Annotated in this window: 10 protein-coding genes and 1 tRNA gene; 2 read left to right on the forward strand and 9 right to left on the reverse strand. The window is 69.1% G+C overall.

Annotation, left to right across the window (positions count from 1 at the left end):
• Window positions 1-128: 128 nt before the first annotated feature.
• The 9 genes from prfA to GV007_RS09760 all read right to left on the reverse strand — a co-directional run bounded on the left by prfA (window position 129) and on the right by GV007_RS09760 (window position 11,784).
• Complete coding sequence (gene prfA / locus GV007_RS09720; RefSeq protein WP_104241501.1) at window positions 129-1,211, reverse strand: peptide chain release factor 1; 1,083 nt, start codon at window positions 1,209-1,211, stop codon at window positions 129-131.
• 17 nt (window positions 1,212-1,228) lie between these two features.
• A complete protein-coding gene (gene rho / locus GV007_RS09725) occupies window positions 1,229-3,172 on the reverse strand; it encodes a transcription termination factor Rho (protein ID WP_160072197.1) in 1,944 nt (647 codons plus the stop codon).
• Between the two features lie 143 nt (window positions 3,173-3,315).
• Window positions 3,316-4,266 carry a homoserine kinase gene (gene thrB / locus GV007_RS09730; RefSeq protein WP_104330807.1) on the reverse strand — a complete coding sequence of 317 codons (951 nt, stop codon included), beginning with the start codon at window positions 4,264-4,266 and terminating at the stop codon, window positions 3,316-3,318.
• 96 nt (window positions 4,267-4,362) lie between these two features.
• Window positions 4,363-5,715, reverse strand: coding sequence for a homoserine dehydrogenase (locus GV007_RS09735; protein WP_160072199.1), 1,353 nt, complete (start codon window positions 5,713-5,715; stop codon window positions 4,363-4,365).
• Window positions 5,716-5,728: 13 nt separating this feature from the next.
• Window positions 5,729-7,189 carry a diaminopimelate decarboxylase gene (gene lysA, locus GV007_RS09740; RefSeq protein WP_160072201.1) on the reverse strand — a complete coding sequence of 487 codons (1,461 nt, stop codon included), beginning with the start codon at window positions 7,187-7,189 and terminating at the stop codon, window positions 5,729-5,731.
• Window positions 7,190-7,255: 66 nt separating this feature from the next.
• Window positions 7,256-8,371 (reverse strand): LmeA family phospholipid-binding protein, encoded by a 1,116-nt coding sequence (locus GV007_RS09745; protein WP_160072203.1) that lies wholly within the window; start codon window positions 8,369-8,371, stop codon window positions 7,256-7,258.
• Window positions 8,372-8,478: 107 nt separating this feature from the next.
• Window positions 8,479-9,264, reverse strand: a complete 786-nt coding sequence (locus GV007_RS09750; RefSeq protein ID WP_160072205.1) for an LmeA family phospholipid-binding protein — start codon at window positions 9,262-9,264, stop codon at window positions 8,479-8,481.
• A gap of 6 nt (window positions 9,265-9,270) precedes the next feature.
• Window positions 9,271-10,935, reverse strand: coding sequence for an arginine--tRNA ligase (gene argS, locus GV007_RS09755; protein WP_104306900.1), 1,665 nt, complete (start codon window positions 10,933-10,935; stop codon window positions 9,271-9,273).
• A 57-nt stretch (window positions 10,936-10,992) separates the two neighbouring features.
• Window positions 10,993-11,784 (reverse strand): transglutaminase-like domain-containing protein, encoded by a 792-nt coding sequence (locus GV007_RS09760; RefSeq protein WP_201297653.1) that lies wholly within the window; start codon window positions 11,782-11,784, stop codon window positions 10,993-10,995.
• A gap of 130 nt (window positions 11,785-11,914) precedes the next feature.
• On the opposite strand from GV007_RS09760, the gene GV007_RS09765 reads away from it, so the two are divergent.
• Window positions 11,915-11,987, forward strand: a tRNA-Arg gene (locus GV007_RS09765).
• Window positions 11,988-12,186: 199 nt separating this feature from the next.
• The gene (locus GV007_RS19460) at window positions 12,187-12,474 is read left to right on the forward strand and encodes a zinc ribbon domain-containing protein (RefSeq protein WP_160072209.1); all 288 of its coding nucleotides are present in this window, start codon (window positions 12,187-12,189) and stop codon (window positions 12,472-12,474) included.
• Window positions 12,475-12,498 lie beyond the last annotated feature (24 nt).

Consider the following 12,498-nt stretch of genomic DNA (forward strand, 5'->3'; position numbering starts at 1 on the left):
GCCCCTTCCCCCGCGGAGTGCAGCGGACCGCGGAGGTCTGAGCACAGACGAGGACTCCGCGATGCAGACCGAAAGACGGCGACCAGCAGAACTGCTGGTCGCCGTCTCGCGCTGCGGTGGTGCTGCGCCTAGTCGTCGTTGCCCGAGAGCGCCGCGAGCCTGGCTTCCTCGTCGGCAGCAATGGCCGACTGGATGACAGGACCGAGGGCCCCGTTCATTACGTGGTCGAGGTTGTACGACTTGTACCCCGTCCGGTGATCCGCGATGCGGTTCTCCGGGAAGTTGTACGTGCGGATGCGCTCAGAGCGATCCATGGTGCGGATCTGACCCGAGCGTGCTTCCGACTCAGCCGCGGCGATCTGCTCCTGCTGGTGCGCGAGCAGCCTCGCGAGCAGCACTCGCATGCCGGCAGCACGGTTCTGGATCTGGCTCTTCTCGTTCTGCATGGACACGACGATTCCGGTCGGGATGTGCGTGATGCGCACCGCCGAGTCCGTCGTGTTCACCGACTGGCCACCAGGGCCAGAGGAACGGAAGACGTCGATCTTGAGGTCGTTCGGGCTGACCTCGATCTCCTCGGGCTCATCGACCTCGGGGAAGACGAGCACGCCCGTCGTCGAGGTGTGGATGCGGCCCTGAGACTCGGTCGCGGGCACCCGCTGGACGCGGTGCACGCCACCCTCGTACTTGAGGCTGGCCCAGACGCCGAGTGCCGGGTCGTTCGCGTTGCCCTTGATGGCGACCTGAACGTCCTTGAAGCCGCCGAGGTCGCTCTCCGTCGAGGAGATGATCTCGGTCTTCCAGCCGCGCTGCTCTGCGTAGTGCGAGTACATGCGGAGGAGGTCTGCGGCGAAGAGCGCCGATTCCTCACCGCCCTCACCGCCCTTGATCTCCATGATGACGTCGCGTCCATCGTCGGGGTCACGCGGGATGAGGAGGCGGCGGAGCTTCTCCTGCGCGACGCGCAGGTTCTCCTCCAGTACGGGAACCTCTTCCGCGAACGACTCGTCTTCCTTCGCGAGCTCTCGCGCCGCCTCGAGGTCGTCCTCGAGCTCTGCCCGTGAGGCGTCGGCCGCGAGGATCTGCGCGAGCTGCGCGTAGCGCCTGTTGACCTTCTTGGCGCGCGCCGGGTTGGCGTGCAGCTCGGGGTCGGCGAGCTGCTCCTGCAGGTCTTCGTGCTCGGCGCGAAGCTGCCGAACGGAGTCGGCCATCTCGTGTCTGGCCACGGCTACGCCTTGGCTGCGCGGATGGGCTGCTTCGCGACGGAAGCGAGGAACTCTGCGTTGGTGGTCGTGCTGGCGACTCGCGCCAGGACGGCTTCGAGCGACAGGAGCGCGTTGCCTCCCGTGAGGCCGCGGCGGATGCTCCAGGTCGCTTCGACTTCCTGCGGCGTGAGCAGCTGCTCCTCGCGGAGTGTCTGCGAGTGCGAGATGTCGATGGCGGGGAAGACTCGCTTGTCGGCGATGTCGCGCGAGAGGCGCAGCTCCATGTTCCCGGTTCCCGCGAACGACTCGAGGATGGTGTCCTCGGTCTTGGAACCGGTGCCGATCATCGCCGTGGCGAGGATCGTGAGCGAGCCACCGTTCTCGACGTTCTTGGCGGAGCCGAAGAAGCGTCGAACGGGGGTGAGTGCGGATGCGTCGACGCCGCCGGGCAGGATACGTCCGGATGCGGGTGCCGCGAGGTTGTAGGCGCGGCACAGCTGGGTGACGCCGTCGAGCAGCACGACGACGTCGTGGCCGAGCTCGACGAGGCGCTTGGCTCGCTCGATCGCGAGCTCCGCGACCGTCGTCTGGTCGTCGGCCGGGAGGTCGAAGGTGGCCGCGACGACCTCGCCCTGGATGGTGCGCTGCATGTGCGTCACCTCTTCGGGACGTTCGTCGATGAGGACGACCATGAGGTGCACGTCTGGGCTGTTCTTCGCGACGGCAGCCGCGACCTGCTCGAGGACGATCGACTTGCCTGACTTGGGCGGGGCGACGATGAGGCCACGTGTGCCCTTGCCGATGGGCGCGAAGAGGTCCATGAGTCGAGTCGCGACGCGATCTTCGCTCGTCTCGAGACGGAGGCGCTCCTGCGGGTAGAGCGCGGTCAGCGAGTCGAAGTCGGGACGCTGGCGCGGCTCCTCCGGCGACTGGCCGTTGATGGCGTCGAAGCGGACGATCGCGTTGAACTTCTGGCGGCCGTGCTGGTTCTCGCCCTCGCGCGGCTGGCGGATGGCGCCGACGACGGCGTCGCCCTTGCGGAGCTGGTACTTCTTGACCTGCGCGAGCGACACGTAGACGTCGTTGGGTCCCGGGAGGTAGCCGCTGGTGCGGACGAAGGCGTAGTTGTCGAGGACGTCGAGGATGCCGGCGATGGGCAGGAGGACGTCGTCGGCCGCGATCTCCGGCTCGGTGTCCTCAGCGCCTCCGCGTCCGCGCTTGCGGTCGCGGTAGCGTCCGCCGCGGCTGCGACGCTGCTCGTCGGTCTCGTCGTCGGACGGAGCGTCCTGGGCCTGCGGGGTCTCTGGGCGGCCCTGTGCCTGCTCGCCGCCGCGTCCGCGAGAGCGTCCGCGCTGGCGGCGTCCGCCCTGCTGCTCGTCGTCCTGCGCGTCGCCGCTCTGCTCCGCGGGCGCCTCTTCCTGCTTGGCGGCGGGCTCGGCGTTGTCCGTGCTCTGCTCGTTGTCGGCTCCGCGACCACGGCGTCCGCGTCCGCGTCCGCGCTTGCGCTGACCGGCGCGGCCCTGGTCCTCGTCGCGTGCGTCGTCCTGCTCGGAGGCTTCGCCGCGTGCGGGCGGGAGGACGAGGTCGTCGAGGGAGAGCTCGGGGACGCTCGGGGACGAGGAATGCTCGGTTTCGGTGGCTTCGGTGGCCTCGGACGCCGGCGCCTCGGTGTGGTCGTCCGCGGTGACGGCCGGGGTCTCGTCGACGGCGAACGTCGGTGCTACAGCCTCGGGGGCGGAGGGCTCGACGGGTGCTGCCTGCTCCTCGACCGCTTCGGCCGGAGCCTCTGCTGCGACAGCCGCGGGCTCGGCGCTCGATCGTGCGGCCTCGATAGCCTCGATGAGCGCTCCCTTCCGCAGGCTGCGAGCGCCGCGGATCTGGAGTCCGGCGGCAAGCGCCTGGAGGTCGGCGACCTTCATGGAGGTGAGCGGAGCTTCCTGCTCCGCAGTGGGTGTTGTGTCAGTCATCTGCTGTGAGTCCTTACCTCTACCGCGTTCTGCGGTGTTCAGATCGAGCGAGCGGGACTTCTCACACACTCTGAACCACATCGACAGAAATCGAGGGGGGTGCGTACTCCGCTGCTCGGAGAGTTGAAGCTATCGCGCTGTGCCTACACCGAGAGTGTGGCCGCGTCGCCCGACAGCACCTCAACTGTAGCACCGAGGAAATCAACGGCGGGCATGATGGCGTTCCACTTCGTCTGCGTGTTGGCCTCGGCGACGGCGGCCGCCTGCAGACGCTGCTCAGGGCTGGAGCACAGCACGAGGACGCTCGGACCCGCGCCGGAGACGACGGCGGGCAGTCCGGCAGCGCGCAGCTCGGCGACGAGGCCGCTCGTGAAGGGCATCGCGGATGCGCGGTAGCTCTGGTGGAGCCGGTCTTCCGTGGCCTCGAAGAGCAGCTCCGGGCTCTGCACGAGGGCGGCGACGAGCAGCGCCGAGCGGGAGAGGTTGAAGATCGCGTCGGCGTGCGGGACGCTCTCGGGCTGGAGGCTCCTGGCGAGCTTCGTCGACATCGTCTCCGTCGGGATGAGCACGATAGGCGAGACGCCCCGGTGCACGAGCAGCTGCTTGGAGCGGGGGCCGTTCTCGCCGACCCAGGCGATCGTGAGGCTGCCGAAGAGGCAGGGCGCGACGTTGTCGGGGTGCCCCTCGAGCTCGGTGGCGAAGCGGAGCAGCGTGTCGGCGTCCACATCGACGTCGTTCGACACGAGCGCGGCAGCTGCCATGACGCCGGAGACGATGGCGGCGCCGGATGAGCCCATGCCCCGCCCGTGCGGGATCGTGTTGACGGCGCTGATGCGCAGACCGGGCAGCTCGTAGCCGAGTCCGTTCAGCGTGTGCTCGATGGACTGCACCACGAGGTGGGAGGCGTCGCGGGGCACGCTCTCCGCGCCCACTCCCTCGACCTCGATCTCGAGCACGCCCGCTGGCGCGCTCTCGACGACAAGCGTGTCGTAGACGGCAAGCGCGAGTCCGAGGGTGTCGAAGCCCGGACCGAGGTTGGCGCTCGTCGCGGGGACCTTGACTTCGACGCGACGCGCCTGTTCGACCTGCTTCATGCTGCGACTCCTAGGCAGAGGACTGTTGCGATTGGATTGATATCGGTGGGCACGACGGCCGACGCGGTTCCCACGGCGGCGTCGAGCTGCCCTGCGCTAGAGCGCGCCCTCGACACGGAGCACCCCGGTGACCCGCCGTGATGCCTCGTGCGCGGCGAGGGCCTCTGCAAGCGCTGAGAGCGCTCGCTCGGTGGCTGAGTGCGTGCCGATGACGAGGGTGGCGCCCCGCTCGGCCTCAACGGTCGTGGGTGCGCCGGAACCGGACGTCGCATCGCTGGTGTCGGCGCTGCGCTGCTCCAGGGTCGAGACGGACACGCCGAAGTCGCTGAAGACCTTCGCGATCTCGGCGAGCACGCCTGGACGGTCGTGCACCTCGAGGATGATCTGGTAGCGCGTGGTGATCTCGCCGACGTCGAGGACGGGCAGGTCGGCGTGCGTCGACTCACCGAGGCCAGGGCCACCGTTGACCCGTCGGCGGGCGGAGGAGACGAGGTCGCCGAGCACTGCAGATGCGGTCTCCACTCCCCCGGCGCCAGCGCCGTAGAACATGAGGTCGCCAGCAGCCTGCGCCTGCACGAAGACGGCGTTGTTGCCGCCGTGCACCGACGCGAGTGGGTGCTGCGCGTCGACGAGCGCGGGGTAGACGCGCGCTGAGATGCCCTCGACTCCATCGGCCGTCGTGACGCGCTCGCAGATAGCGAGGAGCTTTACGACGAAGCCCGCCGCCTTGGCGCGCTCGATCTGCTCGATCGTGATCTCGGTGATGCCCTCGCGGTGGACGAGCTCGACGGGGACCTCGGTGTGGAAGGCGATGGAGGCGAGGATCGCCGCCTTCTGCTGGGCGTCGTAGCCGCCGATGTCGGCCGTCGGGTCGGCTTCTGCGTAGCCGAGATCGGTGGCGATGCGGAGCGCTTCCTCGAGCGAGTCGCCGCGAGTGTGCATCCGGTCGAGGATGAAGTTCGTCGTGCCGTTCACGATGCCGAGGATGCGCTCGACCCGGTCGCCCGCGAGGCTGTCGCGCAGGGGGCGGATGATCGGGATGGCGCCCGCGACGGCGGCCTCGTAGGTGAGCTGAGCGCCGACGCGCCTTGCCTGGTCGAAGAGCTCGGGGCCATGCGCCGCGACGAGCGCCTTGTTCGCCGTCACGACGTCGGCACCCGTCGACAGCGCCAGGGAGATGAGGCCCTTCGCCGGGTCGATGCCGCCCATGAGCTCGATGACGATGTCGGAGCCGAGGATGAGTCGCTCCGCGTCGTCGGTGAAGAGCTCCTTCGGCAGGTCCACGTCCCGCTTCGCATCGACGTTGCGGACGGCGATACCGGTCAGCAGCAGCGGAGCGCCAACGCGAGCGGCGAGCTCGTCGGCGTTCTCGATCAGGATGCGGGCGACCTGCGACCCGACGGATCCCGCGCCGAGCAGGGCGACTCGGATGGGTCGGTTCTGGTTCATCGGTTCTCCTCGGTTACGGGCGCTCATCGGTCACGGCAGCTGGGAGTCCCGCGTCTCTGGCAAGCAGATCGGCCACGGACTCCGCACGGATCAGCGTGCGCGCCTCGCCGTCGCGAACCGCGACGACGGCCGGTCGGCCGATCATGTTGTAGTTGCTCGAGAGCGACCAGCAGTATGCGCCGGTCGCTGGCACGGCGACGAGGTCGCCAGGGGCGACATCGCTCGGAAGATAGTCTGCCAGAACGATGATGTCGCCGGACTCGCAGTGTTTTCCAACGACACGAACGAGCGCTGGGTCGGCCGTGGAGGCCCGCGAGGCCAGGCGAACGCTGTACTCGGCCTCGTAGAGGGCCGCCCTGACGTTGTCGCTCATGCCGCCGTCGACGGAGACGTAGAGGCGCTCGGCGCTGCCGCCCTCGTCGAGCGGGACTCGAACGGTCTTCGTCGTCCCGACCTCGTACAGGGCGGTCCCTGCGGGGCCGATGATGGTCCGACCCGGTTCGAAGGCCATGTTCGGCACTGCGACGCCGAGCCTCGAGCAGGCCGCTGCCACGTGGGAGGCGATGTGGGAGGCCATCGTGCGGATGTCGGTGGGCGTCTCGCGTGGCAGGTAGGCGATGCCGTAGCCGCCACCGAGATTCAGCTCCGGAACCGGTCCCCCGTCGAGGAGGCGAGCGTGGACTTCGACGAGGCGGTCGGCGGCCTCGCCGAACCCGTCGGCGTCGAAGATCTGCGAGCCGATGTGCGAGTGCAGGCCGAGGAACTCCACGGAGTCGTGCTCGCGGATGCGGGCGACGAATGCATCCACCTCGTCGAGGGGGATGCCGAACTTCTGGTCCTCGCGGCTCGTGGCGAGGAACTCGTGTGTCGAGGCGTGCACACCGGAGTTGACGCGCAGTCTCACGGGCTGCCGAACGCCCGCGGCCAGGGCGGCTGCTGCGACACGGTCGAGCTCCTGGGCGCTGTCGAGCACGATCGCCCCGATACCGGCGCCGACGGCGATGCCGATCTCGCGCGTCGACTTGTTGTTGCCATGGAAGCCGATGCGTGCGGGTGGCGCGCCCGCGGCGAGCGCGAGGGCGAGCTCGCCCTCGCTGCACACGTCGATGGCGCAGCCCGCCTCGAGCATCCAGCGGACGACGTCGGCGCTCAGGAACGCCTTGCCCGCGTAGTAGACCTTGGCGGTGACGCCGAGGGGCTCGAAGGCGTCGGCGAACGCGGCGACGGTCTCCGCTGCACGCGAGCGGGCGTCGGCCTCGTCGACGACGTACAGCGGCGTCGCGAACCGCTCCGCAAGCGCTCGGACATCGATGCCCGCGATCTCGATCGCGCCGTCCGCTTCACGAGCAGCGCTCCTCGACCAGACGTGGGCGTCGAGCTCGTTGAGATCCGACGGAACTTCGAGGTCGGCGGGCGCCAGCGGGCTGGCAGCCGTCTGGCGGGTGGCATGGGGTTCGTGGAGAGCTTCAGGCACCAGAGCATGCTATCTGCTGGCCCCTCACCGGAACAGGCGAGAGGCCCAGGCGTGCACGCGGGCGCACTACAGGCAGTCGGCCACCGCGGGCAGCTCGCTCAGCCGCGCGCCGTCGACCTTCCAGGAGAACGAGATCGCGTCGCTGGAGACGGCGGCCTCGGTGACCTGCGCCTCGAGCTCCGAGTCCGCACAGGTCGGCACCTCGACCTTCTCGTTCGAGCCGAACGGGATGCTGGTCCCGAAGAGCGTCATGCTGCTGTCGCTCGTGACGAAGAGCTTGCCGTCCGTCGCCTCGTAGCCGAGTTCGGACTCGACCTTCACCTGCCACTCGCCGGTGCCGCTGATGGCCTCGATGTTGATCACGTTGTCGCCGTAGCTGATGGTCGTGTCGTAGGAGTCGGTGTTGATCTCGCTCTCCTCACCCTGGAGCGCGGCCGGAACGCCGTCGAGGACCTCGGTCGAGACGGCGAGATCGACCGTGGTCGAGTCGACGGGACCTTCGAGCGACGCGTCGATGCCCGTGAGGTCGATGCCGACGGTGATGTCGCCGTCGCCCTGCGACGTCATGGTGGCGTGCTCGATCTTGCCGGTGAGGAGCTGCGCGAGGACGCTGAAGCCGTCCACCGTGACGGCGTACTCGCTCGGGGCCGCCGCCTCACCGTAGTTGTCGATGACGATCTTCCCCGCCTGCTCCTCGAGTGCGCTCGTGACGTTCGCCCGCGCCACGGCCTCGCCCACGACAAGACCACCGGCGATCACGACGACACCGACGCCCGTCCAGAGCCACCATTGCGCGTACCAGGGCCGCGGCTTCTTCCCCTGCGGGGGCTGGCCCCCCTGCCACGGGCCCGGCTGCTGACCATGCGGCGGATGACCGCCCGCCTGCGCGTACTGCTGTGGGGCCCCGCCGTGCTGCGGCTGGCCGAACTGCTGCGGCTGCTGCGGCTGGCCGTAGCCCGGTCCTTGTGGCGGCTGGCCGTAGCCAGGCTGCTGCGACGGATGCGGGTACCCGGAGCCCTGGCCGAACGGTGGCTGCTGCTGGGGCCCTTGGCCGTGTCCGGGCTGCTGCGGCTGACCAGGCTGCTGGCCGTACCCGGGCTGCGATGCCTGCTGCCCGTACCCGGGCTGCTGACCCTGCCCCGGCTGCTGACCGAAGCCCTGTCCGTTCGGCGGCATGCTCATCTCAGTTCTCCAGTTCTTCGGCGGCCGGCCGACGTCGCGCGGAGTGCGATCCGTCGAGCGCGTCGGGGCGGCCTCGTCGGCACGGACCCCATCGTCGCAGCTCGAAACTAGTCGCGACAGGTGGAGAACTCCCCGGAATCAGGGATCTCGGCGGAGAGTGCGATGTTCCTCGCCTCGACGCCGACCGTGAGCATCCCCTCCGCGATGCGCAGCTCGGACACGTGCAGGCCGGCAGGGAGGTAGTCGGCGGTGCAGATCGGCACCGCGAACTCGGCGATGTCAGGGAGCGCCTGCGTGAGGGCCTGGCCGAACGCCGTCCCGGACACCTCGACATCCGTCGGATCGATGATCACCTCGCCGTCGACCAGGCGCAGCTGCGCGTCGACGGTGAGCGTGCCCGTGAGGCCCAGGATGGAGACCGTCGAGCGGTAGGACAGCTCGTCGTCGCCGAGTGTGAGCGAGGCATCGGTTCCGGGGAGCGCGGCGACGCCCTCGAGGGTCGCCTCCGGCACATTGAGCGTGCCCGTCAGCATCTCGGTCCGCATCCCGTCGAAGATGTGCACGCCGTACGCGTCCACGGTCGCCGCCAGGTTCAGGCCGTAGGCGGTGAGCTCATCCGCTGAGACCGTGACGTGGCTCGCCCGACCGGTCGCGAGCTGCCACAGCGTCGAGAAGCCGTGCACACGCGTGCTGACCTCGCCGTCCACCCCGGGCGGGAGCGTGTCCTGCACCTGCTGGGCGATGCGATCCTGCGCGACGAGGCGAACCCCGACGTCGAGGCCGACGAGCAGCAGCAGGGCGCCGAGCAGCCAGAGCGAGGCCGTGACCCAGCCGCGTGCGCGCGACTTCCGCAGGAGCTGGATGCGCTCCTCCGGCGGATCGAGCGCGGTCACCTCCGACTACATCCGCTCGGGAGCCGAGACGCCGAGCATGGTGAGTGCCGAGCGCAGGACCGTGCTCGTGGCGTCGTTCAGCCACAGGCGGGTGCGGTGGAGGTCGGTGATCTCGTCGTCCCCACGCGGGATGACACGGCAGCTGTCGTACCAGCGGTGGTAGAGGCCCGCGAGCTCCTCCGCGAAGCGGGCGACGCGGTGCGGCTCGCGCAGCTCGGCGGCGGCAGCGACGACACGCGGGAAGTCCTGCAGCGCCCCGAGAAGCGCCGACTCGGACTCGTGGTCGAGCAGGGAGGGCTCGAAGACCGAGCGGTCGACTCCGGATTCGGCGGCGTTGCGTCCGACCGCGCAGGTCCGGGCGTGCGCGTACTGCACGTAGTAGACGGGGTTGTCGTTGGTGCGCTGCGCGAGGACATCGAGGTCGATGTCGAGCGTCGAGTTCGCCGAGGAGCGCACGAGGGCGTAGCGGCCCGCGTCGACGCCGACCGCGTCGACGAGGTCGTCGAGGGTCACGATCGTGCCGGCGCGCTTCGACATGCGCACGGGCTCGCCGTCCTTCACGAGATTCACCATCTGGCCGATGAGGATCTGCAGGTTGACGCCCGGCTGGTCGCCGAAGGCCGCGACCATCGCCATCATGCGAGCCACGTAGCCGTGGTGGTCGGCGCCGAGCATGATGATGCACTGGTCGAAGCCACGCTCGCGCTTGTCGAGGTAATAGCCGATGTCGCCGGCCATGTAGGTCGGGCTGCCGTTGGATCGCACGACGACGCGGTCCTTGTCGTCGCCGAACTCGGTAGTGCGCAGCCACTGCGCGCCGTCCTGCTCGAAGATCTGACCCTGCTCGCGGAGGCGCTCGATGGCTCGCGAGACCGCACCGGACTCGTGCACCGAATCCTCGTGGAAGAACACGTCGAAGTCGACGCCGAAGTCGTGAAGCTTCTGCTTGATCTCGCCGAACATCTGCTCGACGCCCTTGGAGCGGAAGACCTCCTGCTGGGCCTCCCGGTCGAGCTCGGCGATGCCGTCCCCGTAGGCCGCGGCAACCTGCCCGGCGATGTCGCTGATGTAGGCGCCGCCGTAGCCGTCCTCCGGAGTGCCCTCGCCGAGGTAGGCCGCGAGCAGCGACCTCGCGAAGCGGTCGATCTGCGCCCCGTGATCGTTGAAGTAGTACTCGCGCGTCACGTCGGCACCTGCCGCCGTGAGGACGCGGGCCAGGGAGTCGCCGACGGCCGCCCAGCGAACACCGCCCATGTGGATGGGGCCCGTCGGGTTGGCGGAGACGAACTCGAGGTTGAGCTTGACGCCGGCGAGCGAGTCGCCATTGCCGTACGCAGAGCCAGCGTCGACGATCACCTTGGCGAGGGCGCCAGCTGTGGCCGTGTCGAGGGTGATGTTGATGAAGCCTGGGCCCGCGACATCTGCACTCGCCACCTGGGGGTCGAGGATCAGCTGCTCGACGATGCCGGAGGCCAGCTCACGCGGGTTGGTGCCGACGCGCTTCGCGAGGCGCATCGCGATGTTCGATGCCCAGTCGCCGTGGTCGCGGTTGCGCGGCCGTTCGAGCACGATGTCCGTCTCGGGGACGGTGATGCCCTCAGCCCCTTCGAGGGGCGCGAGCGCGGCGTTGACAGCGGTGGTGAGTGCCGTGACGAGAGCTGGAGAAGTCATAGGCCTCCCATCCTAGAGCCGCTCGAGGGCCGTCGGCGGCGCGTGCTCGCGCCGTCGTCAGCCCAGCTGCACCCGCTCGGTCCAGTCCTCGAGGATGAGCTCGCTCGAGGTCGCGTCGACGTGCAGCTTGGACAGCCGGAGGTTCGCGATCGTGTTGCTCAGGAACGCCGTGTCTGCGGCGTCCCGACCGCTCGCGATGCGCTGCATGAGACGGCGCGGGGCGAGGTGCGTCGAGTCGACGACGTACCAGGCTCCGTCGACGAGGACCTCGACGACGGCGTGGAAGTCCATGGGAACGAGCCCCGGCGCGTACACGGACACGAGGCGTGCCGGGAGGTCGTTGGCGCGCAGGAACGCGATCGTCAGGTGAGCGAAGTCACGGCAGACGCCCTGCCGCTTCAGGAAGGTGTCGCGCGCGCCGTCGGTCGGGGCGCTCGAGCCAGGCACGTAGCTGATGTTCCGCGAGACCCAGTCGACGACCGCGTCGACGAGCTCGAAGCCCTGCTTACCGCGGAACATCGAACGCGCGGTCGGTCCGAGCAGGTCCGACTCCGCGTAGCGGGACGGGCGGCGGAACTGGATGAGGTCCAGCTCCTCCGGCTCGTTCGGCTGCGCGCGGTCTTGCACCGTCGCGGAGTAGCGCATCTCGATGTGCTTCGCGGAGGTCGTCACGCGGTGCAGCCGGCACTCGGAGCGGTCGATGGATTCGATGACGTCGAGGGGTTCGCCGTCGCCCGTGATCGTGAACGACTCGCTCTCGAGGTTTGCCAGCGTGTGGGCAGCGATCGAGAACACGAGGTCGGCTTCCCCGTCGAGTTCGAGGTCAATGGCAGATTCGATCTTTCGCATCACCAGCGGATTGTGTCACGCTCCCGTGGCCTTCCCCCACAGCTGCGCGCGGCGTCGCGGAGTGGCGTTCGGGCACCCTCGCGCCCTGTTAGTATTGGCTCCGCGTTGCTGAATGCTCAGTTCCGCGTCCGCCTCCGTAGCTCAGTGGATAGAGCACCGGTTTCCGGTACCGAAGGTCGCAGGTTCGACTCCTGTCGGGGGCACATCTCGATGTCTGGTGACATCGCAAGGGCCCGGCGCTGCTCAGCAGCGTCGGGCCCTTCCGCATCCCCAGCGTGCAGACGCTCATGCCCACACGCCGGGATCGACCTGCCGACGCGCCGGACACGCGCCCGAGAGGACATTGACACCCTCGTCGCCCCACCGCTACGGTCGGCAGTACCTCGACGAGGGGAGGCAAGGATGCCCACCTACACGTATCGGTGCGAGAACGCGCACCGCTTCGACGAGGTGCACACCATGCACTCGGTACCGGAGAGATCCGTGTGCCCAGAGTGCGGGCAAGACGCGAGGCGCCGCCCGGCTGCCCCGCATCTCTCCGCCGCAGGCTCTTCCGCCTACGGCCTCATCGATGCCGCCTCGAGATCCGCGCATGAGCCGGACGTCGTGACCTCGCTCCCCGGAGCTCCTCGGAGACCCGGCGGCGGCATCACTCGCAACCCACTCCACGCGAAGCTGCCGCGACACTGACGTCGCGGGGCACGCACCGACCGA

Source organism: Pseudoclavibacter sp. 8L, from assembly GCF_902506465.1.
Taxonomy (GTDB): domain Bacteria; phylum Actinomycetota; class Actinomycetes; order Actinomycetales; family Microbacteriaceae; genus Pseudoclavibacter.

Bases quoted from the DNA above. Each gene is read 5' to 3' on its own strand.
- prfA (WP_104241501.1), bottom strand. From the start codon at position 1,211: ATGGCCGACTCCGTTCGGCAGCTTCGCGCCGAGCACGAAGACCTGCAG.
- rho (WP_160072197.1), bottom strand. From the start codon at position 3,172: ATGACTGACACAACACCCACTGCGGAGCAGGAAGCTCCGCTCACCTCC.
- thrB (WP_104330807.1), bottom strand. From the start codon at position 4,266: ATGAAGCAGGTCGAACAGGCGCGTCGCGTCGAAGTCAAGGTCCCCGCG.
- GV007_RS09735 (WP_160072199.1), bottom strand. From the start codon at position 5,715: ATGAACCAGAACCGACCCATCCGAGTCGCCCTGCTCGGCGCGGGATCC.
- GV007_RS09745 (WP_160072203.1), bottom strand. From the start codon at position 8,371: ATGAGCATGCCGCCGAACGGACAGGGCTTCGGTCAGCAGCCGGGGCAG.
- argS (WP_104306900.1), bottom strand. From the start codon at position 10,935: ATGACTTCTCCAGCTCTCGTCACGGCACTCACCACCGCTGTCAACGCC.
- GV007_RS09760 (WP_201297653.1), bottom strand. From the start codon at position 11,784: ATGCGAAAGATCGAATCTGCCATTGACCTCGAACTCGACGGGGAAGCC.
- GV007_RS19460 (WP_160072209.1), top strand. From the start codon at position 12,187: ATGCCCACCTACACGTATCGGTGCGAGAACGCGCACCGCTTCGACGAG.